Origin of the sequence: Streptomyces flavotricini (assembly GCF_020639365.1) — a bacterium.
GTDB classification, from domain to species: Bacteria; Actinomycetota; Actinomycetes; order Streptomycetales; family Streptomycetaceae; genus Streptomyces; species Streptomyces flavotricini.
Window position 1 is genome coordinate 8,209,381 of sequence record NZ_JAINUL010000001.1, and the last position, 22,550, is coordinate 8,231,930.

At 70.0% G+C, this 22,550-nt stretch carries 23 protein-coding genes; 12 read left to right on the forward strand and 11 right to left on the reverse strand.

Annotation, left to right across the window (positions count from 1 at the left end; all coding sequences use genetic code 11):
- Positions 1-119: 119 nt before the first annotated feature.
- Positions 120-278: a hypothetical protein gene (locus K7B10_RS41425; RefSeq protein WP_308284670.1), complete on the forward strand. Its 159-nt coding sequence runs from the start codon at positions 120-122 to the stop codon at positions 276-278.
- Between the two features lie 105 nt (positions 279-383).
- On the opposite strand, the gene K7B10_RS37605 is transcribed toward K7B10_RS41425, so the two are convergent.
- The 3 genes from K7B10_RS37605 to K7B10_RS37615 form a co-directional block, all read right to left on the reverse strand.
- A complete protein-coding gene (locus K7B10_RS37605; protein ID WP_229343788.1) occupies positions 384-686 on the reverse strand; it encodes a hypothetical protein in 303 nt (100 codons plus the stop codon).
- A gap of 185 nt (positions 687-871) precedes the next feature.
- Positions 872-1,477 (reverse strand): GNAT family N-acetyltransferase, encoded by a 606-nt coding sequence (locus K7B10_RS37610; protein ID WP_229343790.1) that lies wholly within the window; start codon positions 1,475-1,477, stop codon positions 872-874.
- The gene (locus tag K7B10_RS37615; RefSeq protein ID WP_229343791.1) at positions 1,474-2,670 is read right to left on the reverse strand and encodes a ThiF family adenylyltransferase; all 1,197 of its coding nucleotides are present in this window, start codon (positions 2,668-2,670) and stop codon (positions 1,474-1,476) included. Before K7B10_RS37615 ends, K7B10_RS37610 begins: the two co-directional genes overlap by 4 nt.
- A 362-nt stretch (positions 2,671-3,032) precedes the next feature.
- On the opposite strand from K7B10_RS37615, the gene K7B10_RS37620 reads away from it, so the two are divergent.
- Positions 3,033-5,729, forward strand: a complete 2,697-nt coding sequence (locus K7B10_RS37620) for an ABC transporter substrate-binding protein (protein ID WP_229343794.1) — start codon at positions 3,033-3,035, stop codon at positions 5,727-5,729.
- A 134-nt stretch (positions 5,730-5,863) separates the two neighbouring features.
- Here K7B10_RS37620 and K7B10_RS37625 read toward each other — a convergent pair whose 3' ends face one another.
- Both K7B10_RS37625 and K7B10_RS37630 read right to left on the reverse strand, forming a co-directional pair.
- Entirely contained in the window at positions 5,864-6,529 is a 666-nt protein-coding gene (locus K7B10_RS37625) for a response regulator transcription factor (RefSeq protein WP_229343796.1), read from the reverse strand.
- The gene (locus K7B10_RS37630; RefSeq protein WP_229345698.1) at positions 6,526-7,497 is read right to left on the reverse strand and encodes a sensor histidine kinase; all 972 of its coding nucleotides are present in this window, start codon (positions 7,495-7,497) and stop codon (positions 6,526-6,528) included. Before K7B10_RS37630 ends, K7B10_RS37625 begins: the two co-directional genes overlap by 4 nt.
- A 265-nt stretch (positions 7,498-7,762) precedes the next feature.
- On the opposite strand from K7B10_RS37630, the gene K7B10_RS37635 reads away from it, so the two are divergent.
- From K7B10_RS37635 to K7B10_RS37645, 3 genes are all read left to right on the forward strand, one after another.
- Positions 7,763-8,248, forward strand: coding sequence for a cation:proton antiporter regulatory subunit (locus K7B10_RS37635; RefSeq protein WP_504967671.1), 486 nt, complete (start codon positions 7,763-7,765; stop codon positions 8,246-8,248).
- A 7-nt stretch (positions 8,249-8,255) separates the two neighbouring features.
- Entirely contained in the window at positions 8,256-9,506 is a 1,251-nt protein-coding gene (locus K7B10_RS37640; protein ID WP_229343799.1) for a cation:proton antiporter, read from the forward strand.
- A gap of 91 nt (positions 9,507-9,597) precedes the next feature.
- On the forward strand, positions 9,598-9,990 hold the full coding sequence (locus K7B10_RS37645; RefSeq protein ID WP_229343801.1) for a YciI family protein: 393 nt from the start codon (positions 9,598-9,600) through the stop codon (positions 9,988-9,990).
- 6 nt (positions 9,991-9,996) lie between these two features.
- Here K7B10_RS37645 and K7B10_RS37650 read toward each other — a convergent pair whose 3' ends face one another.
- The gene (locus K7B10_RS37650) at positions 9,997-10,230 is read right to left on the reverse strand and encodes a hypothetical protein (protein ID WP_229343803.1); all 234 of its coding nucleotides are present in this window, start codon (positions 10,228-10,230) and stop codon (positions 9,997-9,999) included.
- 376 nt (positions 10,231-10,606) lie between these two features.
- On the opposite strand from K7B10_RS37650, the gene K7B10_RS37655 reads away from it, so the two are divergent.
- The 5 genes from K7B10_RS37655 to K7B10_RS37675 all read left to right on the forward strand — a co-directional run bounded on the left by K7B10_RS37655 (position 10,607) and on the right by K7B10_RS37675 (position 15,807).
- Complete coding sequence (locus K7B10_RS37655; protein ID WP_229343805.1) at positions 10,607-11,824, forward strand: phospholipase D-like domain-containing protein; 1,218 nt, start codon at positions 10,607-10,609, stop codon at positions 11,822-11,824.
- A gap of 276 nt (positions 11,825-12,100) precedes the next feature.
- The gene (locus K7B10_RS37660; protein WP_372481515.1) at positions 12,101-13,753 is read left to right on the forward strand and encodes a PP2C family protein-serine/threonine phosphatase; all 1,653 of its coding nucleotides are present in this window, start codon (positions 12,101-12,103) and stop codon (positions 13,751-13,753) included.
- Complete coding sequence (locus tag K7B10_RS37665; protein ID WP_229343807.1) at positions 13,750-14,844, forward strand: cobalamin B12-binding domain-containing protein; 1,095 nt, start codon at positions 13,750-13,752, stop codon at positions 14,842-14,844. The genes K7B10_RS37660 and K7B10_RS37665 overlap by 4 nt, the downstream gene beginning before the upstream one ends.
- Complete coding sequence (locus K7B10_RS37670; RefSeq protein WP_229343809.1) at positions 14,841-15,254, forward strand: STAS domain-containing protein; 414 nt, start codon at positions 14,841-14,843, stop codon at positions 15,252-15,254. Before K7B10_RS37665 ends, K7B10_RS37670 begins: the two co-directional genes overlap by 4 nt.
- A 49-nt stretch (positions 15,255-15,303) precedes the next feature.
- Positions 15,304-15,807, forward strand: coding sequence for a MarR family winged helix-turn-helix transcriptional regulator (locus K7B10_RS37675; RefSeq protein WP_229345702.1), 504 nt, complete (start codon positions 15,304-15,306; stop codon positions 15,805-15,807).
- A gap of 69 nt (positions 15,808-15,876) precedes the next feature.
- Here K7B10_RS37675 and K7B10_RS37680 read toward each other — a convergent pair whose 3' ends face one another.
- The 5 genes from K7B10_RS37680 to K7B10_RS37700 all read right to left on the reverse strand — a co-directional run bounded on the left by K7B10_RS37680 (position 15,877) and on the right by K7B10_RS37700 (position 21,504).
- Entirely contained in the window at positions 15,877-17,067 is a 1,191-nt protein-coding gene (locus K7B10_RS37680) for a PP2C family protein-serine/threonine phosphatase (protein WP_229343811.1), read from the reverse strand.
- Positions 17,068-17,397: 330 nt separating this feature from the next.
- On the reverse strand, positions 17,398-17,670 hold the full coding sequence (locus K7B10_RS37685; RefSeq protein ID WP_229343813.1) for a YrhB domain-containing protein: 273 nt from the start codon (positions 17,668-17,670) through the stop codon (positions 17,398-17,400).
- 157 nt (positions 17,671-17,827) lie between these two features.
- Positions 17,828-19,564: a PKD domain-containing protein gene (locus K7B10_RS37690; RefSeq protein WP_229343815.1), complete on the reverse strand. Its 1,737-nt coding sequence runs from the start codon at positions 19,562-19,564 to the stop codon at positions 17,828-17,830.
- Between the two features lie 767 nt (positions 19,565-20,331).
- Positions 20,332-20,757: a hypothetical protein gene (locus tag K7B10_RS37695; protein ID WP_229343817.1), complete on the reverse strand. Its 426-nt coding sequence runs from the start codon at positions 20,755-20,757 to the stop codon at positions 20,332-20,334.
- A 75-nt stretch (positions 20,758-20,832) separates the two neighbouring features.
- On the reverse strand, positions 20,833-21,504 hold the full coding sequence (locus tag K7B10_RS37700; RefSeq protein WP_229343819.1) for an alpha/beta hydrolase fold domain-containing protein: 672 nt from the start codon (positions 21,502-21,504) through the stop codon (positions 20,833-20,835).
- Between the two features lie 159 nt (positions 21,505-21,663).
- Between K7B10_RS37700 and K7B10_RS37705 the strand changes: the two genes are divergently transcribed.
- Positions 21,664-21,885, forward strand: a complete 222-nt coding sequence (locus K7B10_RS37705; protein ID WP_229343821.1) for a winged helix DNA-binding protein — start codon at positions 21,664-21,666, stop codon at positions 21,883-21,885.
- A 264-nt stretch (positions 21,886-22,149) separates the two neighbouring features.
- Positions 22,150-22,491, forward strand: coding sequence for an RICIN domain-containing protein (locus K7B10_RS41075; protein ID WP_308284671.1), 342 nt, complete (start codon positions 22,150-22,152; stop codon positions 22,489-22,491).
- Positions 22,492-22,550 lie beyond the last annotated feature (59 nt).

Consider the following 22,550-nt stretch of genomic DNA (forward strand, 5'->3'; position numbering starts at 1 on the left):
AACCCTGGGCACTGGTCGGCGCCGGCGCCGCGACCCCCATCGACGCGGACCTCTCCACCCCGGCCGACTGACTCGCACTGACGGGCTACTGCCTGCAGGCCACGCTCAGCCTCATCGGCATGGAGAGGTACGGGCTCCGGGCGCCCGCGTCCGCGGACGCCCGGCTGAACGCCCTGCGGAGCTGGCTGGAGGAGCGCCAGGAGCAGCTGATCGTCACGCTCTCCCTGCTCGCCGGCCTGTGGCTGACGGCCCGGAGCATTTACGACCTGGTCGCCTGACACGGACGGCCCCGCCGCGCGGCCGGGTGAGTGGTGCTGCGCTGCCGGTTCCTCTCCTGCCGAACGGTGAGGGGGACCGGCGCCGCACTGCTACCCGCCGTGGTGCTACTGGATGAACAGGCTCATGCCGGGGGCGGGGTGCAGGAGCTGCCCCGGCAGGACGGAGCGCGTCACGTGTCCGTCACAGTGGGGCCCCGACCACACGTAGGCGGTCTCGTTCGTGAAGTTGGCGACCTCCGAGGGTACGAAGTCGCCCAACGGGTAGCAGCCGGAAGGGTCGTGGATCGCTGCCCGATCGATGAACAGCACGCCGTCCGCCGCCCGTGCCGTGCCCGGCGCCGCCAGCGCCAGCGTCAGCGCCGCCGCGCACGCCCCCAGTACCCGCGCCACGCGTCGTGTCTCGCGCATTCCGGTCCACCCATCTCACTCGTTTCGCCACAACCATAGGTCACCCAGGGTAGCGTACCGCTACTCAACGTGAGCTGGCTGCGGGGCGGGGGAGAGGTGCGTGAAACGCCGGGAAGCGCTCGCCGCGCCGGCCACGACGGGCGCGGCGAGCGCTCTTCGGTACGTCTCCCTCGGCCCCCTCGGGTTCAGGAGGTACGGGCCCGGGGCCCGGAGTCCAGGATGGCCAGTTCGGTCTCCGTGGCCTGGCGTTTCCATTCGGGGGCGAGCGCGGCGTAGGTGGTGACGTCGTGCCAGCAGCCCTGGGTGCGGAAGAGCTGCCGCAGGGTGGCCTCACGGTGCAGGCCGGCGGCGTGCATCACCTCGGCCATGCGGTGGTGGTCACTGCGGTGGCCGGCCCAGATGCGGTGCAGCCCGAGGTGGCCGAACCCGTAGGCCATGAGCAGTCGGCCCGCTTCGTGTCCGTGGCCGGCCGTGGGGGCGCCGGGGAGCAGCACCAGGCTGGTGAGCATGGCGTTGTTCCCGTAGCCCTCGACGAGCAGGCCCATCGTGCCGGTGAGGGTGTCGTCGTCGAGGCCGGACACGGCGAGGGTGTACCGGTGCCGTGGGTGCGTGTGCGGCTGGTTGAGGCTCCGGGCGAAGGCGTCGTGCGCCTCGCTCTCGTCCATGCGGTCGACACCGAGGTAGCGGGTGAGCAGGCGGTGGGTGAGGATGCGCGTGAACGGCTCGTGGTCCGAAGGCCGTAGTTCGCGCAGCTTGAGGCGCCTGCCGCGGAGTTCGGGTACGCGCGTCACGGGGCGCCTCCAGGTCGTGCGCCCACGGGCTGCGCCGCCCTTCGGACCGACGGGGAAGCGGACCGGGCCGGGACGAGTACGTCGAGGTCGACGGTGTAGCGCCCGGAGGGGACCGGCTCGTCCAGGAGGATCCGGCGGGCGGTGTCCGTGGCGAGGGCCGCACCGAGCATCACGCCGCTGGCGAGTTGGGGCCAGCTGGACAGTGTCCGGCCGATCCGGGGCAGGGCATCGGTCATCGCAGGGCTCAGGCGCTGCTCGTCGACCATGCGCAGCAGGAGGCGGATCGTTCCGTCGCGGTCGAGCCCGCGCAGTTCTTCCGACGTCGTGTCACCGATGAGGCCGTGGAAGAGCGGGCGGCCGGGTTCGGTGTCGAACCGTTCCACGTCGAGCAGCCCGCGGTCGTTCGTGTCCATGAGGACCGGAACCCCCAGGCGGCGGGCGTGTTCGCGGGCGGCCACCTTCACCCACGGTGTGTCGCACTCCTCGATCAGGATGTCCAGACCGCCGTGCTCGACGGCGAAGAAGTCTCCGATGGAGTCCTCGGTGAGGCCGCCGCGGTGCAGTTCGATGTCGAGGTACGGGTCGAGCTCGTACATGCGCCGGGCGCACAGCACGGTCTTCTCCAGGCCCAGTTCGTGGACTCCCGCGCGCAGCCGGTTCAGGTTCGACAGACTCAGCCGGTCGAAGTCGGCGAGCCGGAAGGAGCCGCCGACACCCTCCATCGCGCAGGTCAGCGCGGCGCTGCTGCCCACCGACAAGCCCACGACCCCGATCCGGCGCCCGAACAGGGACTGCTGCTGAGCACGAGTGATCTTGTCGCGGTTGCGGTCGCTGCGCACGAGGCGGAAGTCCGCCTCGGGCAGTACGTGGACGAGGCGCCCGGACCACGGGTACCAGACCCACGTCCCGTACGCCTCGGACCGGCCGCCTGTGGTGTCCGCGACGGCCCGCGCGAGCGCGGCGGCCGTGCGGTACTCGCCCGGAGCCAGGCAGCGCACGAGCTCTTCGACCTGCTCCTCGATCCGGTCGTGCACCTCCCTCACCAGCGCCGAGTCCCTTACGGCGGCCAGGGCGCCGGCGTGATCAGGCAGGGCCGGGTCGAGCAGGAGCGGACGAAACGATTCACTTGCTTGCTGGGGCGTGGGCAGCACGAACTGCCCCGGGCCCGCGCCGGGGGACGGGAAGAAGGTCACGCCAGGACGCTAGCCAAATTCGCGATCTTGAGACCGCACACCTCACCCGTGGGGGCGCACTCGAATTGATCTTCGATCGGAATGCGCCGGGAGCGCGCCCCTGTGCGCCGTGCTCGCGCCGGTGATCGCGATGCGGTTCGGCCCAGTCGGCCGCCTTGCGCCCGGCAAGGGCAACCCGCCCATTCCCCGGCGGCACGGCGGCGCGTCCCGCTAATGTGGCGGAACTCACTGCCGCTGGGGGGCGGGTGGTCGGTCGCGACCGCCCGGGGTGTGATGGCGTCTGGCCGAGCTCTGCCGTGCGGCGGTGTATCCGGCGGACGGCTGGCTTCGCGGCCCGGCGTCCTGATGCGCAGAGGAGCAGCGTGCAACGGCCGCTTCCCCAGGGGATCGAGTACCTGATCGAGCAGTTCGACGCGTTCGCGGCAAACCGGAGTGCGAGCCGTCGGTTACCCGTGATGCTGCTGAAACGGGATCCCGCTCCGCCAGGGACCGCCCAGGCATCCACCGGTCGTACGGTCATCCTGGGCTACCGGGAACGCCTGCGCGAGGAGGATCTCGGCCGCGCGGTCGACCTCGTCCCGCACGCCCTGATCGAGGACGGCGACGCCGCCCCCGGGGACGCCATGCCCGGCGCGGGGCCCGGCGCCGTGGACGACCGGCACATCGCCCTGCTGGACGCCATCGTCGAGCAGCTGGAGGCCACGATGCCCCCCGGCGTCGGCGAGCTGCGGCTGCCGCGGTTCCACACCTGCCGCGCCGCCCTGGACGTGCCGGTCGGCGCCGGGTCCACGGCAGCCAAACGACGCCGACTGCGCGACGAGCTCTACCTCCAACTCATGCTCCGGCGACCCCTCCTGGGCACCCTGGCGCGACTGGCCGGTGCCACCGGGGACAACTTCCTGGTCCACATCTGGCTCTCCCTCTTCCAGCTCCTCGTCGTCGGACTGCCCCGCCGTGTCTACGGCCTGTGGCTCAGCAGACGCCGCAGCCTGCGCTGGGTCGGCTCACGGCGCCCCCAGGGCGCGAACTTCCTCCGCATGGCGCTGACCATCACCCCGTCCGGCACCGCCCGCGGCAACCACGCTCTGATCCAGCGGATGCTGCTCATGGCCCTGCTGAACGACCTGTCCAGAGCAGCCGCCCCGTCCAGGCTGTGGATCTACCGGGTCCGCCGGCGCTGGCCCTTCGTCCTGCTCCTTCCCGAGGTCGGCGAGGAGGGCACGCCCGTCCGTCAGCTGCTCGACACCTACGCGGACATCGTCCGCACCGAGCCGCCCGCGCCCCTGATGGTCCTCGGGGCGCTGAAAGGTGAGCCGCCCTCGTACGCCCAGACCGTGCCGGCCGACCTCCGCAGCGTGACGGGTCTCGCCGACCGCGTCCACAGCCTGTACACCCGCGGCTCCTCATCGGCCGTGTACGTCGTCCCGCTGTCCGCGAGCGACGACGACGGGCCGGCCGACCGGTGGGTGGAGACCAACCCGAAGGTCGCCGTACGGGCGAACGGCTGGGGGGACTACGTCCGGGCCGTGGCCGCCCCGGTGGTGGTGTTCGCCCTCGTCTCCGGAGGTCTGTACTTCGTCGAGCACGACACCGAAGCGCCACCGTCGTGCCACAAGGTGAGCACCGGGGAGATCGTCGGGGTCACCGACGGACGCGAATGCCATCTGGGCGTCCCCGGCCGGGACGACGAACTGTTCGCCCTGGAAGCGGTCGCGGCAGAGCAGAACGACGACGCCGTGACCAGCGGGCGTCCGTACCGGACGGTGGTGTTCTTCGCCCCGCTCACCGCCGAGCCCGGAGACTCCACCCCCGTCAGCATCCAGAGCCTGCGCGGCGCGCTCGCGGCCCAGAAGCAGGTCAACGGCCGTGAGGGCGACGTCGTCCAGATACGCCTGCTGATCGCCAACGCGGGAAAGTACTTCGCCTACGGCTCCCACAACGGTCAGCAACCCGACGTCGCCCGGGAGATCATCGACCGGAAGGACCGGGACAAGATCGCTGCCGTGGTGGGCATCACCCAGAGCCGCCCGTCCTCGTTCGCCGCGATCGGGGAGATCTCGGCCGCGAGCATTCCCGTGATCGGAAATTCCGTCACGGGCAGCAGGATGGTGGACGAGCGGGCCCCTTCCTACTACTTCCAGGTGTCGCCCTCGAACGACCGCATCGCCGAGGTGATGGCCGAGTTCGCCGCGTACTCCGAGCAGATCGGTGAGCTGACGACGGTCAAGGACGGCGGCAGGACGGCCGTGATGGTCTACGACCCCGACGACGAGTTCTTCAGCTCCGACCTCCAGCGCAAGTTCAGCGAGCACTACAAGGGCGGCAAGGTGGTCACCGTCCCCTACTACGAGAACCGCAACGGACAGATCGTCTCGGAAGTGGCGCGGGACGTCTGCGCCGAGATCCGAACCTCCGGTGGATTCATCCTGTACGCGGGCCGCTCGGGAGAAATGCCGGAACTCTTCGACGCCCTACAGGCGAGCGCGGACTGCCGGAAGGCGGACGGAAAACCGGTCGCCGTGTTCTCGGAGAGCACGGCCGCGAAATACATGCAGGATCCGCAGGACATGCTCAAGGAACACTCCGTGCTGAAGCCCTTCTACGTGATGCTCAACAACTCCACCGGCACGGAGAGCCCCGACAGCCCGTACTCCGAATTCACCGTGCGCTTTCGCAGCGTGTTCAAGGACGGCTCGGTGCCGGAGGGGAACGCGGCCGGGGCCTACGACGCGCTCCGGGTGGCCTCCGAAGTCATCAACTCCGTCTACGCGCAGTACAAGACGCCGCAGAACAGCAGCGCGCCGTTCCAGCCGACGGACGTGTACGCGCGGCTGTCGAACCCGGGCGTCCAGAACTTCTCGGGCGCCTCGGGCCTCCTGTCGCTCGACAGCCGCCACAAGTACCCGCCGAACAAGGCCGTCTACGTCCTGGAGTCGCACATGGACAAGAGCGTGACGACATTGATGGCATGCGGCCTGCTGCCCGACCAGCCACCGGGCCTGAACAACCCCGCCACCTGGGGCCGCCCCGGCAAGACGCGCCCCTGCCCCTCGACGTAGGGGGTGTCTTGTCGATCAGGCCGGATCAGGCAGCGGCGGCGACCGAGGACAACGCGGCGAGCGCGCGTGCCAGACCCCGCCGAGCTGGGGGCACCTCCCAGCGGTCGCTGGGGGAGGGACGTTGACGACACCCCCTAGGGCTCGATCAGGCCGACGCGGATGGCGTAGCGGGTGAGTTCGAGGCGGTCGCGCAGGCCGAGTTTCTGGAGCAGGTTCGCGCGGTGGCGCTCCACGGTCTTGGGGCTGATGACGAGGAGGTCGCCGATCTCCTTGGAGCTGTGGCCCTCGGCGACGAGTTTGAGGATTTCCTCCTCGCGTTCGGTGATGGGCCTCTCCGGGAGGGGGCCGCCGTTGCGGGCCCGGTCGAGGTAGGTGCGGATGAGGGTGGTCTCCGCGCCGGGGTAGATGAACGGCTCGTCGCGCAGTGCCGCGCGACAGGCTTCGACCAGGTCGCGGTCGGCGACGGACTTGAGGACGTAGCCCGAGGCCCCGGCGCGCAGGGCTTCGAAGAAGTACTGCTCGTTGTCGTACATGGTGAGCATGAGTATGCGCAGGCCGGGTCTTGTGCGGGCGAGCTCGCGGGCGGCGTGCAGACCGGTCTGGCGGGGCATGGCGATGTCGAGGACCGCGAGGTCGACGTCGAGGCCGCGGGCCTGGGCGACGGCTTCCGCTCCGTCTGCCGCCTCGGCGACCACGGTCAGGTCGGGTTCGGCGTCGAGGATCAGGCGTACGCCGCGGCGGACGAGGGTGTGGTCGTCGGCGAGGAGGATGCGGGCGGGTCTGGGGCCGGGCTGGGTCATCGGGTGGCCTTCGTGGTGTCGGTGATTCCGGTGGCGTCGGAGATTTCGAGTCGGACCTGGGTGCCGCCCTGTGGGCCGGCGCCGACGTGGAGTTCGGCGCCGATGAGCAGCGCGCGCTCGCGCATACCGCGGATACCGGCGCCCTCGGCCGCCTCCCCGAGGCCAAGTCCGTCGTCGCGCACGAGCAGGCCGACGCCGCCGCGGGGCAGGGGGCGCAGGTGTACCTCGACGCCGGTGGCGCCGGAGTGGCGGACGGCGTTGGTCAGACCTTCCTGCGCGACGCGGTAGAGGACGAGTTCGGCGGCCGGGTCCAGGTGCGGCAGGCCGGGGGTGATGTGGGCGGTGACGCCCAGGCGCGGGGTGGTGAACTCGCCGGCCAGGGAGCGCAGCGCGCTGTGGAGGCCGAGTTCCTCCAGGACTCCGGGGCGCAGGCGGCGGGCGATGCGGCGGATCTCGTCCAGGCTGGCGCGGGTGGTCTCCTGGGCCTGGTGCAGGTCGGTACGGACCGGCTCGGGGGCGCGGTCGGCGGCGTGCTTGAGCTGGAGGAGAACGGCGGTGAGGGTCTGGCCGACCTCGTCGTGGAGCTCTTGGGCGATGCGTTTGCGTTCTGCCTCCAGCGCGGTGAGCACCCGTCCGCTACTGGTGGCCCGCTCCGCTTCGAGCCGGTCGAGCATGGCGTTGAAGGTCCTGGTCAGCGCGGCGATCTCCCCGCCGCCGCTGGCGGCCGGGCGGGTGGCGGGCTTGAGGAGGTCGGCGGTGGCCATGGCCCTGTTCAGCCGGGCGAGCGGGGCCAGGCCGACCTTCAGGAGGACCGCGTTGATGACCAGCATCGCGGCCAGCCCGCCGAGCAGCACGAGCGCCTCCCCGAACAGGACCGGCGTGGACACGGTGACCGGCCCCAGCAACAAGGCCACAGCGACGGCCAGAACACCTGCGTTCAGGAGGAAGATCCGCCAGTACAACGACACCGCCACACGCCTTTCCAGCCGGTCCCCCAGCATCCTCCACGGCCGTCCGGCCGCCCCATCTCCAGGTGCTGTGACCTGCGGCGGAACCTACTTCCCCGCCCCCATCCTCACGCCGGTGAAGGCCGCTGTCCATCCGTGCCGACACCCATATTTCGGACACGCGAAAAGTGGCACGATGGGCCCGCCGAGCGGCCCTTCTCCTGCCCGAGACCGACTCTCCGCCGCAGCGGCTTCACGTACGCACGCGAACACGAGGGGGACAGCTGTGCCTGCTCCACGGATGAGCACCACGCCACTGCCCGGCATCGGGGTCCAGTACGACCTCACCACCCGCGAACACCGTCACCTGTCCGTGGTCGCGCACCGGGACGGCACCCGGACGGTGAACCTCTACCGGGCCGACGACCCCGACGCCTGCGCGCAGTCGCTTCGCCTGACGGGTGCGGAGACGGCCTCGCTGATCGACGCGCTGATGCCGGCCCACCACAGCCCCAACGTGCTGCACACCACCGACCTGGGCCTGGTGGCCGAGCGGATCGAGCTGTCCGGGCACTCGTACTGGAACGGCCGGGTGCTGGGGGAGACCCGGATGCGGACCGAGACCGGCGCATCGATCGTGGCCGTACTGCGCCGCGCGGAGGCCCGTCCCTCGCCCGCGCCGGACTTCCGCCTCGCGGGCGGGGACACCCTCATCGTGATCGGCACCCGCGAGGGCGTCGACGCCGCCGCCTCCGTACTCGGACGGGAGTGAGACGCCTGTGCACTCCGCCGTCTTCCTGATCGAGTTCGGTGCGATCATCCTCGGCCTGGGCCTGCTGGGCCGACTCGCCGGCCGCTTCCACTTCTCCCCGATACCGCTCTACCTGCTGGCCGGCCTCGCGTTCGGCACCGGCGGACTGCTGCCGATGGGGGCGAGCGAGGAGTTCGTCGCCATCGGCGCCGAGATCGGCGTCGTCCTGCTCCTGCTGATGCTGGGCCTGGAGTACACGGCCAGCGACCTGGTCTCCAACCTCAAAACCCAGTACCCGGCCGGGCTGGTCGACTTCGCCCTCAACGCCGTTCCCGGCGCTGCGGCCGCGCTGCTCATGGGCTGGGGTCCGGTGGCCGCCGTGGTCCTGGCGGGGGTCACCTGGATCTCGTCCTCCGGGGTCATCGCCAAGGTCATGGGTGACCTCGGCCGCGTCGGCAACCGGGAGACCCCCGTCATCCTGTCCGTCCTGGTCCTCGAAGACCTCGCCATGGCGGTCTACCTGCCGATCATCACCGCCCTCCTCGCCGGCGTGAGCCTGGCCGCCGGCAGCGCGACCCTGGCCATCGCCCTCGGCGTCGCCGGAGCGGTCCTGTTCGTCGCGGTCCGCTACGGACGCCACATCTCCCGCTTCGTCTCCAGTGACGACCCCGAGAAGCTCCTCCTCGTCGTCCTCGGCCTGACCCTTCTCGTCGCCGGCATCGCACAGCAGCTCCAGGTCTCCGCCGCGGTGGGCGCGTTCCTCGTCGGCATCGCCCTCTCCGGCGAGGTCGCCGAGGGGACCCACACGCTCCTCAGTCCGCTGCGGGACCTGTTCGCGGCCGTGTTCTTCGTCTTCTTCGGCCTGCACACCGACCCCGCGAGCATCCCGCCCGTCCTCCTGCCCGCGCTCGCCCTCGCCGTGGTCACCGCGGGTACGAAGATCGCCACCGGCTACTGGGCCGCGAAGCGGGCCGGGATCGGGGTCAAGGGACGCTGGCGGGCAGGCGGCACGCTGGTGGCCCGCGGCGAGTTCTCCATCGTCATCGCCGGCCTCGCGGTCACCGCCGGCATCGAGCCCGCCATGGGCCCGCTCGCCACCGCGTACGTGCTCATCCTCGTGGTGCTCGGTCCGCTCACCGCCCGCTACACCGAACCCGTCGCCGCCCGGGCCGGACGCCGCCGCACCCCGTCACCTCCGGTCCTCACCGTGGTGCCGTCCCAGGCCAGATCCCCCGCGGACCTCAAGGGACAGGCCCAGGACCCGGCCGGCCGCGCGTGAGTGCGGGCACCGATGAGTTTCGTGGCCGGTCGCGGTCTGCCTTCCCGTAGGGCCGAGAATCCCCCGTAGCCGCCCCGGAAGGGTGAAGACCATGAAGTACATGATCCAGATGAACGTGCCGGCCGACCAGTGGGACGCCGTCATGTCCTCCTACTCCGAGGACGACATGACGGCCATGTTCGCCCACATGAACGCCCTGAACGCGGAGCTCACCGCAGCCGGGGAATGGGTGGACGGGCAGGGTCTCGGAGGACCCTCACGGGTCAAGACGGTGCGGGCCGCGAGCGACGGCCGCCCGCAGGTGAGTGACGGACCGGCGCAGCCGGGACACATCCTGGCAGGCTACTGGCTGGTCGACGTCACGAGCGAGGACCGGGCCCTGGAGATCGCCGCGCGTGCGTCGGCGTGCCCCGGCCCGGGCGGGAAGCCCGGCAACGACCCCGTCGAGGTGCACGCGATTCCGGGGGACCCGACGCAAACCTGACCCCGTTCAGATGATGTGGATGCGTTCGAGCGCGCCGTGGGTGTCACGGATCATCAGGTCGTGCCCCTTGGCGCGCTCCTGCTCGACGAAGCCGAGCAGGAGGATGGCCCGGTTGATGACGTCCGACTTGCTGACGCCACCGGCGGCAACGAGGTCGGAGACGATCGTGACGGCGGGCGGGCAGACGGTCACGGAGTAGCGTTCCGTGTCGGGGTGCGGGGGAAGCTGGTCGCTGTCCATGGGGAGATCCCTTCCGGCTCGGTTCATTGGTGCACCAAAATCGCACGGTCATGGTGCTGCGGTCATCCGCTTTTTGACACCCGCCCGACCGGCCGGGGCCCCTGCGCGTCCGGGGCCGGCGTTGCCGAGTACGGCCGGATCACCAGGACGCTCCACCTGCCCGTCGCCGATCCGGCCGACGACACCGACCGGATGGGTGCCCCACCGGCAGGAGGGGGCACCAGGCGGTGGAATCTCCGGGCATTCAGGGGGTAGGCGGCAGCTGCGCATGAGCGTACTTCTCGTGCGGCAAACCGCTTTCGCCGCTCGATCGCCGTACCGAATCACCAGCAGTGGGCTCGCCGTCCACGGCACTCGACACACATACAGGTGGGGCATGACTCAGACGATCGAAGGTACGGCGCTGGACGGTCAGGACGGGCCGGGCGCGGAACTCTGCGAGGAGCGTTCGCTGAGGCTCAGACGCAGACTGGAGCGGCTCATCGGCATCGCGGCGACCGAGGGGAACACTCTCGTTCCGCTGCGCAACGGCGATGAGATCTTCGATGCGATGCTCGGTGCGATCCGGGGGGCGGAGCACACCGTGGACATGATGACGTTCGTCTACTGGCGCGGTGAGATCGCGCACAAGTTCGCCGCGGCGCTCGCCGAGCGCGCCCGTGCCGGAGTGCGGGTGCGGCTCATGCTGGACGGATTCGGCAGCCGGCTCATCGAGAAGGGCGAGTTGGACCTGATGGACGAGGCCGGGGTGGACGTGGCCTGGTTCCGCAAGCCGCTCTACCTCTCGCCCCTCAAGCAGAACCACCGCTGCCACCGCAAGGTCCTCGTCGTCGACGAGCACACCGCGTTCACCGGCGGCGTCGGGATAGCGCAGGAGTGGTGCGGCAACGCCCGCAACGAGAACGAGTGGCGCGATACCCACGTCCAGGTCACCGGACCCGCTGTCGACGGCCTGGCCGCCGCCTTCGCCCAGAACTGGGCCGAGTGCCACGACGAACTCTTCGACGACCGCGACCGGTTCGTCAGCGGCGAGCACCACGGCGACTCCGTCGTGCAGGTCGTCCGCGGCTCCGCCTCCTTCGGCTGGCAGGACATGCAGACCCTGATCCGTGTCGTCCTGGAGTCGGCCGAGGAGCGCGTCCGCCTCGCCACCGCCTACTTCGCCCCCGACGACTACTTCACCGGGCTGCTCTGCGACACCGCCCGACGCGGGGTGGAGATAGAGATCCTGCTGCCCGGACCGCACACCGACAAGCGGGTCTGCCAGTTGGCGGGGCAGCGCTACTACGAGGACCTGACGGCCTGCGGTGTGAAGATCTACCAGTACCAGCCGACGATGATGCATACCAAAACCCTCACGATCGACAGGGTCGCCTCGTTGGTGGGCTCCACCAACTTCAATCGGCGCTCGCTCGACCACGACGAGGAAGTGATGCTCGCCGTTCTCGACCGCGACTTCACGGCCACTCTCGATGGTCACTTCGATGAGGACCGACAGGAGAGCGTGCTGATCGAGCCCGGCCGCTGGAAGCGCCGTGACCTCCTGCAGAGGGCCCGGGAAGCGGCCGTCCTGCCGATCCGCCGCTTCTTGTGAGTACTGAGCGGGCCTCGCACCGCCACCCCTGAACGGTCGGGCCGTCCCCTCGACGGGCGGCCCCGTGGACCGCCGCGCCGACGGAGCGCGCCGCTCGACCGCGGCCCGCCGGAACGTCTGGTGGCAACAGTCGATGGCGGCGCGCATCCTCACGGCTGAGCGAGCGATGAGGAGGCGTCCGTTTGCCAGAGGCCGACGACGTGAGAGATTGTTGCCTTCGAGCAACGTTCCGGCGAGTTGAAGAGGTGAGGGATCCGCACAGCGGATCCTGCTTATTTGGATCACACCCGAGCGCGCACCATCGCGGAGCCGGATGCTGACTTCCCGTGGGGCGCGGCCCCCTACCCCGTCCTGGTCGTCGACGTCGACGGCGCCCTCGTACGGCGCAACGACGCGGCTGCCGTGCTCCTGCCACAGGCGGCGCCCGGGGCACCTCTGGTGGATGTGGCCCCTGCCTGGCTCGCCGCAGCGCACCGTACCGTGCACCTCCCCGGCCCGTACGGCGCGCCGGATGCGGATCCAGGCCTGTCGGGGGTGATCGGCGGGCGTCGTTTCGAGGCGCACCCCAGCGTGCGGGATGACGGCACGGTCGCCTGGTGGCTGGTCGATGACACCGACCACCAGCTCGTTCGGGACGCCCTGCACAAGGAGCGGAAGCGGACCGCTTTCCTCGCCAAGGCGTCCAGCGCCCTGCTCTCCACCCTCAATCTGGGGCGCTGTATGGACGTGACCGCGCAGATGGCCGCGGAGTGCCTCGCGGATGCTGCGCTCGCGATCGCCCCGAGCCGTGGGCGCAGGCTTCCGGTGGTGACCTGCCTGCGCGGCGGCATGCCCGAACTTTCGCACCGTTCGGTGGACCCGGACGACGTGCCGGGTCTGGGTGAGGCGCTGCGCGGGTTTCCGCCGGTGCCCGCCCGGTGGATCGATCCGTCGACGGCGCCGCAGTGGCTGGTGCCCGAGGGCTTCGGGCCGGTCGGTTCGATAGTGATCACCCCGTTGCCCGGTCACGGTGTCCCGGCCGGGGCGCTGGTCCTGCTGCGCAGGGCGAAGACCGACTCCTTCAGCGACGAGGAGGAGGTCTTCGCCCGCTTGTTCGCGGCTCGTGCCGGGGCGGCGATGTCGGCCGCCCGCCTCTACGCGGAGCAGACCGCCATCACCGAGGTGCTGATGAGGGAGCTGTTGCCCCCGACCCTGCACCAGGTCTCCGGTGTCGACTTCGCCGGCCGCTACCGGCCGTCGGCCGATCACGAGCGCATCGGCGGAGACTTCTACGACGTTCACCCCGCCACCGAGGGCGAAGCCTCCCTGGTCGCCCTCGGGGACGTGTGCGGCAAGGGCCTGGAGGCAGCTGTCCTCACGGGCAAGATCCGCAGCACGTTGCACGCCTTGTTGCCCTTGGCGGACGACCACCAGCGGATGCTCTCCCTGCTGAACACCGCCCTCCTCAATTCCCATCACGCCCGGTTCGCGACCCTGGTGCTGGCCTCCGCCGTGCTCAGGGGCAACGAAGTGGACCTCAAGCTCACCAGCGCGGGCCACCCGACGCCGCTGATCATCCGAGGGGACGGCACCGTCGAAGAGGCCGACACCCGCGGCACCCTGGTCGGGGCCATCCGCGAGGTATCCGCCCGGACCGCTGCCGTCACCCTCGCGCCGGGGGAGTGCTGCGTCCTGTACACGGACGGAATCACCGAAGCCAAGGGCGGCCCGATGGGCGACGTCCTGTTCGGTGACGAGCGCCTCAAGCGCGCCCTTTCCGCATGTGCGGGCATGACCGCCGAAGGCATCGTCGAGCACGTGCAGATGCTGGCTGCCCAGTGGCTCGGCAACCGGCGTCACGACGACATGGCCGTTGTCGTGATCGCAGCGCCCCGAACCCACCACTTGAGCGCGGTGAACGGGCACACCCGGGGCAGATTCACCGGATGAGCATCAGCACCCCGCCCGCCTTCCCGTGCGGTGGCCGACCGGAACAGCTGGCGGACCAGCTGTTGAACGCCGCCCTGGCCGGAGACGAGCACTCCGCCATCGAGCTGGTAGTCCGCGCCCTCGACGAAGGGGCGGACCCGGAGAGCATCCTGCTCGATGTGATCGCACCGGTACAGGGCAAGGTCGGTCAGGAATGGGCGGAGAACCGGATCAACGTAGCCCAGGAACACGCCGCGACCTCCATCAACGAAAGGGTCATCACCGCCCTCGGAGTCCACCCCGCCGTCGGTACGAGCATCACCCGGGGCCGCATCACAGTCGCCTGCGTCGATGGTGAATGGCATGCGCTGCCTGCCCGCCTGCTGTCCGAGGTCCTGAAGCTGCGCGGCTGGCGGATCGACTACCTCGGCGCCCAGCTCCCCACCCCGCACCTCATCGCCCACCTCCACACGACCGGCGCCGACGTGGTGGCCCTCTCCAGCTCGATCGCCACGAGGCTGCCCACCACGCATGCGGCCATCTCCGCATGCCAGGCCATCGGCGTCCCCGTCCTCGTGGGCGGCGCCGCCTTCGGACCCGCGGGCCGGTACGCGAAACTCCTCGGGGCCGACGCCTGGGCTCCCGACGCCCGCGCCGCCGCCGATCAGCTGGCCCGCAGCCCCCTGTCCCGCCCGCAGCTCGACCACCAGCCGATCGACGACCTGCCCCACCTGGCGGATCAGGAATACACCCTGGTCACCCGCAACAGCGACTCCCTGGTGCGCACCGTTTTCGCTGCTCTGGAAGATGCGCTCCCATTCATGAACGAGTACAGCGATCTGCAGCGCGAGCGGACGGCGGAAGATCTCGCGTCCATCATCGAGTTCCTTGCCACCGCCCTCTATCTCGACGACGAAGACCTCTTCACCGGGTTCATCACCTGGACCGCGCAGGTCCTCACTGCGCGGGGCGTGCCCGCGCAGAGTCTGCGGCCGACCCTGCACCTCCTTGCCCTGGAGCTCAAGGACTTCCCGCGGGCCACCCGGATCCTCCGCGCCGCTACGCGAACAGTCACCACCCGCCACTCCTCCGAGGCAGGGAAACCCGCATGACCACACCGCCCCCTGACCATCTGCGGCTGACCAGGGTCGACACCGGGGACCGGGTCCGCATAGAGCTCGACGGCGATCTCGACCACGACACGGCCGACCTCCTCGTGAACGAGGCCACAGCGCAGCTCTCGGCCCGGCCGGGCCTTGGTCACCTGCACCTGCACTGCGGAGGACTCGGCATGATCGACTCCATGGGCCTCTCCGCCCTGCTGATGATCAGCCGCCGTACCACCGCGGCCGGGGTACGTTTGCATTTGGAGGACCGGCCCGCGAACCTGGACCGGATCCTGCGCCTCACCGGTACCTTCGACCACCTCACGGCACCTTCCCCTACCGGCGCCGCGGGGGACTCGGCGTACGAGGAGGAGGCCACGGTGTTCCGTCCCACTCGGCCGGACGCCGGCACCTGAGCCACTGCCCGGCCGTTCACCGGGCAGAAGCACACACTGACGGGCAGTGATGAACGCACCAGACGCCGCATCCAGCGGGATAGTTCACGAGGCGACTCAGTCAGCCAGCTCCATCACCGAACTCCTGGACGTGATGTGGGAGTACGCCAGGAATTCCACTGCCGATGCCACCGTGCCCGGCTCGGCGTCCCAACTGCGCCTGATGTACGTCGTCGACCGGCAGGACGGCATCCGGATGCGGACGGTGTGCCAGCAGCTCGCCTCCGCACCGCCGACCGTCACCCGTATGTGCGACCGCCTTCAAGCCATAGGCTTCCTCGAACGCATGGCATCCCCCGACAGCGGCCGCGAGGTCGCTTTGCGACTGACCGCCGCGGGGAAACGGCATCTGCAACGCATCCGAGAGCAGCGCGACAGCATGCTGCACCAGGCCATCAACAACATGCCCTCCACCGAACGCCGTGCATTGGCCAGAGGGCTCGCAGGTCTCACCGCCCAGCTCAGCGCCACCGATGAGGAAGACAAGAGACCCCGCGATCACTCCGTGGCGTGAGCCGTTCCGCGAGTCTCGAATGCCGAGACAATGCGGCAGTCGGGCAGGCGGCGTCCGCGTCGGCTGCGGTCACTGCGAATGCGCGGGGCTGCGGCCGAACCAGTCGAGGCAGACGACCAGGGCGTCGTCATCGGGGTCCGCTTCGCGGTACGCCCTCAGCTCCTCCAATATCGCCCGTGGGACTGCGGCGGCGGGCAGGAAACTGACGGCTTGGATGGCTCGTGCGAGCGCCCGCTCCTCGTAGGCTTCCCCCGCTCCGGAGACGGCGCCGTAGACCCCGTCGCTGACGAAGATCAGACGGTCTCCGGGCAGAGCTTGGAACTCCTGTGCCTCGTAGAGGGTCTCGTCGAACATGCCGAGCGGATGCTGTGCTTCGAAAGCGACGCGCTCCACGCTCCTGTCGCGCTGACGCCAGAGCTGGGGCGAGCCGGCGTCCACCACCTGCACGCGGCCTGTGGCGATTTCGAAGAACAGCAGCAAGGTCGATACGTATTGCGCACCCTGGTATTGGGCGTAGATGGCCTGATCGGCGAGAGCGGCCTGATCCGCGATGCCGATTCCGGCCCTGCGGGCGTTCCGGAGGGCATTGACGGCCAGATTGGTCAGCAGGGATGCGTGGATTCCCTCACCCATTCCGTTGGTGACGGTGAGGGTGAGCGTATCGGCCGTGGTGGACCAGTCGAAATTGTCCCCGTGGATATCGTAAGCGGGCTCCAATTGTCCCCCGATGGCATATTCCTGGCGTGCACAGGAACGGGCGGGCAGCAGTTGCCACTGCATTTCCGCCGCCAGGGTGAGTCGCTGGCGGCGGCGGGCCTGCAGGTAGAGATCCGTGTCCCGCTCGGCCACAAGGATTTCGTGACCCAGGAGCTCGGCGAGTCCCGTCATTTCCTCAACCGCCTGAGGCGTGCACCTGTGCTCGGGAAGCCGCACGGTCAGGATTCCGAGCCTGTCGCCCCGTACGGTCACCGGCAGATGCAGATCAATCGTCCCGTCCTGAGACGCGTACTTGCCGTAGGGCTCCTGGCTGATGAAGGCGCGCCCCTCTGGACTGGTCTGTACTGCCAAAGGCCGGGCCGTATGCGGAAGATCGGTCACCGGCTGGAGGACGGTGGAACTGTAGTCCGCCACGAGCAGGTCGACTCGGGTGGCCTCGAAGAGCTGAATCAGCGCGTCACGGAGCGTGCCGAGGAGTTCGTGGGGAGCGCCTGTGCGCAGGGCGCGCTCAACGGTCTGGAAATGCGTCACGGTCGGCGCCATTCGTCGGAAGCGGTCAGGAGCGGGGTGGCGCGCGCGGCCACCAGTGGCGCGACACCCCATTATGTTGCTGCAGAGCCACTTGACGGAATTCCAGAGCCTGCCCGCGAGGCTGTTTCTACTCTATAAATATCGTCCTGCGGTCACCTCCTATCGTATCGTGCGCTGCCGCGACCCGTGGAATCTGCAGGCTGCTCAATCCGGCGGCGAAGCCCCAGAACCCGGCTTCGGCCATGGCCGTCGGCGGAGTCCGAGGAAGCGGCGACGCCGATGACGGGAGTGCGGTCGGCCAAGGGCTGTCCCGTGAGTGTGGTCGCGGACAGCCAAAGCGCGTCAGCTGCTCGGGTTCCTCCACAGATGTCGCTCGTCCACGGTCCCGAACCGCACTTCTCCGCTTGTCAGGTCGACGAGGATGGGCCAGCAGTCCAACAGCTGCTGCCTCCAATCCCGCGAGGCCAGGTACTGCACGGAGTTGTAGGGCACGGTCAGGAGCCCGTTGCTCTCGCGGACCTGCTCTGTGTCGATGGCAAGGGGCAGCTCATCTTCGCGCTGGCTGCGGGCGAGAAACGCCACCGCGATCTGCCGGGCATCGTCCTGCTCCATCATCCGTCTCCAGTCCGTCGGCTCGACGAAGGCACCCTCACCACCCTGGGAAGATCTCCGCGTGGCTGGTGTGATCACGGCGTCAGAGCCGTCTTGGACGGCCCCCTTCTCCGGACTGAGCCGGTGAGCCCCTCGGGCGCGGGGCCGAGCCGCCCCGGGGTCACTTCGTCTGGTAGACACCGAAGACGTCGAGCACCAGGTCGGCGTCCTCATGGCCCTGGTTCCAGAAGGTGATGACGCCGTGGTCGCCGTCGCTCGCCTGGACCAGATTGGGGACCGTGTCGCCGGTCGTCCAGTTGAGGGTGGAGGAGACGGGGCGCGGTCCGGCCGGTGCGGCGGGCTCGCCCTCCGCCGGCAGCGCGTACGGGCTCGGGGCGACCGAGAGGAATCCGGTGCCGCGGGTCTCGGTGACGGTGGCGTTCAGCACGTAGGCCTCGACACCCGTCGCCGCCTCGGGCGTGAACCCCTGCGTGAGGTACTCGCGGGCCCGGAACCTGCCGCCGGGCCAGCCGTACGCCTCCTCGCGGGTGTCGAGCGTACGGAAGGGGGCGAAGGGCAGGAAGGCGGCCTTGCTGTCCGGGCTGTAGTAGCCGACGACGTCGACGACCACGTGGGTAGGGGACCAGGCACCGTTGAAGATCTTGATCGTGCCGTCCTCGGCCACCGGCACGATCACGGCGTTGGCCACGGTCTGTCCCGGTACGAAGTTCAGGTTCGACGCCGTCGGTACCGGCCCGGTGCCGGAAAAGGCCGTCATGTGGCCGGGCCCCTCGGGCTCGGTCACCGTGACGTTCAGCGCCACGGCCTTGATGTTCTGGGGCACCCCCTGCAGTCCGCCGATCCGGGTGGTGAACGCGCTGCGGGCGGCGAGCTTTCCGCGGGCCGTACCGACGCCCTCCCGGGTGTCGACGAACCGGGCGGGCGTCATCGAGGCGTAGCCGCTCGCCGAGGCCCGGGTGAAGTAGCCGGTGACGTCGGCGATCAGGTCGACCGGCTGCCAACCGCCGTTGAAGAGCTCCACGTACCCGTCCTCGCCGACGGGCACGATCACCATGTTCGGAACGGACCGGCCGGCCGTGTAGTTCAGGTTCGAGGTGTTCGGACGGTCGTAGCCGGCTCCGGGCCACACGGTCACGTGACCGCTGTCGACGGTCTCCGTGACGGTGACGTTGAGGGCGACGGCGGTGACGCCCGCCGGGACGGAGGCATTGCCGGCCACCTTGACGCGGGCGGAGCCCTGCCCGGGGACCTTGCCGACGGCGGCTCCGGTGCCGTTGCGGGTGTCGAGGAGGCGGGTAGGGGTGTGCGGGGTGAAGTCGGCGCCGGGGGTGAGGAACGCCCCGCCGTTGGTCGCCTGGACGGCATTGGCCGCATCGGTCACCTTGACCTGCACCTGGTACTCGCCGGACTTGTCGTAGGTGTGCGAGTGGTGCAGTTCGTAGTTCCCCTGGGCGGTGACCGTGTCGGTCTTCCCGTCGCCCCAGTCGATGACGATGTCGAGCGCGAAGTCGGCGCTCGTGATCAGGGCGGTGAGCTCGATCCCGTGCGCGGTGTAGCTGGTGCCGCTGACATCGACCGCGAGGGCCGGGTTGGCCCCGGCGTCGAGTGCTGCCTGCTCGGTCGGTGCGGCCTCCGCGTTCTGCGCGGGCGCCGCCTGCTCGGTACCCGCAGCCTGTGCCTTCTGTGGTGCGGCGGTTTTGGAGTTCGCCGTGGCCTTCCCCTCGGTGGCGGTGGGCAGGGTGGTACGGATCGTGCGATCCGCAGGGCTGTGGAAGCCCTCGGACGTGGATGCCTCGGCGATCGCCTTGGCCACGCCGGCCGCGACAGGTACGGGATCCGCCGCCTGCGCAATGCCCGGAATGATGCCGAGACCGGCCGCCACGAAGGCAGCGGTCATTACGAGTCGGTGGTTGCGCACCGGCCCCCCAGTTGTGGTGATGAGCGAAGAGGGGCCACCGTATGGAGGGTTCCGGCCAAGGGTCACGGGGTTCTGGCGCGATTCACTCCATAGGGGTCAACGCTTTACCGGCCGTGCGGTTTGCGATCGACAGGAGGGCGTCTGCCGATCCGTACCGGCCGACGGCTCGTGCCGGTGTCCGGCGCAGGTTGGCGAGGCGAGGAAAGCCAGGCCCGGCCGGGTGCCGGCAGCGCTGTGTGAGGCAATGTCGGCATCCTGTCCGGACCGGCGCACACTGCTCGGCTCCTGGCAGCCCGAGCGCTGCACGTGCGATGCCCCTCGATCGGCTCCCGACGCCGGCGAACGGGTTCAGACCAACGGGTACGCCTGTTCGGGTACGGGGCCGTGCCGGCGGAAGTCGGCCCAGGCCCGGGTCAGCCGGTGGACTGCTTCGGTCAGGACGTCCGGCGGGTAGGTGAAGGGAAGACGGATGGAGGAGTCGTGGCGGCCACTGGGATCGGTGGGTCCGTCCCGCCACCACCTCGACCTCGTGGCGCAGCCGACGGTCGGCGGACTGGGCCCGTGTCTGCTCGAGTTCGGCGAGGCGTGGCAACAGCCGCACGGCGACGGCCTGGTCGAGGACGGGGGTGCCGAGGTCGGCCGGCGCCTTGTGGCGGGCGAACCGTGCTGCGACGGGTTCCTCCGCACGCAGCCAGCCCACCCGCAGCCCGCCCCACACCTGGCAGCCCTACGACACCACCAGAAGACTAGAGCTTTGCGACGTCCTTGTGCGCCACGCTGTTGCTGTCGGCGTGGTACGAGGCCAGGCGCACCTTGAGCGGGTGGCCCGCCGGAGCCTTGATCACGAGGTTGAGCGTCTCGATCAGGCCGATGCCGTGACAGGACGGCTCGGAGTCGAGGTTGGTCCAGCCGTCCCCGGTGTTCTTCGGGTCGTTCCATTGCACCCAGGCGCAGTCGGGTTCGCCGCTGGCGAGGTCCACCGAGATGATCTTGACTGAGTTCACCGCACCGTCGACGCGCTCGTAGGTCACGGTCGCGGTGTTGTGGTGGAGGTTGAGACCGGCGTCGAGCGTGACCACGTTGGCCGGGGTCTCGGCAACTGCCGGGGCCGCCGCTCCGGCGATCGTCGCGGCCGTCAGGACGAGCGCGGCTGGCAGAGCAGATATGCGCATGTTCCTTCTCCCTCAGTGTGGTTGGGCTAGCCGCACCCTATCCCCGAGCCAGGCCCACCACCCGGCCGTTACGCATCAATTCACTTGATTCGCAGGGTAGTTGACGCGAATCGACGCTTGCGTCCGGAGATGGGGCACCGGACGGGCCGCCGCCGGGTCCGGTGGCGACGGCCACGTGGGGCCCGGCGGCCCGAAGCCGGGGGCGCGCGACTGGAGGGATGCCCGCTGCGGTGTCAGTCCTATGGTGCCGGGGTCCGCACCGTGTTCCCGGTGTTGACGTGCTGGTTGAGGAAGAGGGCTGCGCGGTTGAGCGGCCAAGGCGGTGGTGACGGTGAGACAGCCGCAGGCCGAGTCCCCTGCGAAGGCGATCGTCGAAGGGTCCAGGCCGGTGTCGAGGAGGGCGCGGTGGGCGCTGAGCGTGTCGTCGATCGCGGCCGGGAACGGGTGCTCGGGGGCGAGGCGGCAGTCGACCGAGTACGCCTGGAAACCCGTCCGGTCCACGAGCTGGGCCGTCAGGCACAGGGCGGTTTCCGGGGACCCGAACACCCAGCCGCCGCCGTGGAAGTACAGGATCGTCGCGGGCCGTGCCCCGCTGCCCGGCTCTAGGTGAAGGGCGCGCAGGCCGCCGAGCGTCGTCTGCGCGGTGCGGACGGCGTCGGGCACGATCACCGTGTCCATCAGCGCCCTGGATCCGGCCCTCAGAGCCTCGACGGGCAGCGGTCCATCGGCCGGGGGCCGGGGGAGCATCGCGTCGACCCTGGCCCGCTGTTCCTTGCTGATGCGTGGACTCCCGAGCTTCTTCTCCGACCTGGTCCGATGCGAGACACGCCTGTACAACGCGCTCAGCGACCGCCTGCGCGAGCGGCACGGGATCGTCACCTCGCAGTTCGAGTTCAGAAGGACTGGGTGCTCCGGGAGCCGAATCCGTCGGACCGCGGCTCGTCGCTGCTGGCCCTGACCCAGGAAGGCGCACGACTCGTCGATGCCGCGGAGAAGACCTTCACCGACGCCCTGACCGAGTTCACGAAAGACGCGCTCGACAGTGCCTCCGCGCCCGCCGCCGCGCACATCCTGGCGAAACTGCGCTCCACGCTCCAGGAGGAGCAGATCGGTACACCCACGGGCTGACGGCACGGGAACCAGCCGGTCTCGGCGCTCCGAGAGCTGCAGGCGCGGCGGGTTCCTCGCTCAAGATTCCTGCCGCACACCACACACCTTGCCCGCCACGCCACGCGCGGCCCGAAGCCGAGACCGGACCGGAGGCGGGCCGTGTCCGCACCCGCTCCACCGGCGAGCGCCCGCCGTGTCCTCTGGAGCGGGCCGGCCCGGACCGCACGGATGCGGACCGCACCGAACAGGGCTCTGGAAAAGGCCCCTAAGAGAGGAACCCCTGTGGCCATCGGGGTTCGGCTGCCACGCGGCTCAGCCGCCGGGAAAAGCGTCCTGCCCGCCCTCGTCCTCGCCGCCGCCGGCAGCTCCCCCGCCACCCTCGCCACCGCCGGTGCCCAGGCCGTCCTGCGGGCCGGCAACTCCTCCAACCCGGGCCGGTACTGGAAGGTCACCCAGAACGCCAGCGGCGCCTGGACGATCACCAACCCGGCGACCGGCTACTCCCTCGACAGCGCCCCCGTCGCCCCCGGCGCCTCCGTCACCGCCGACCCGGCCACCAACGCCAACACACCCGGAACTGGGCCGCCCTCAACTGACAGAGCGGCAGCGTGCCCGGCTCGGTGACCGGATCCCGGGTCCCTCGGCGGTGCCGGGACCGGGAGCCGGTCATCGTCCCGGCAGTG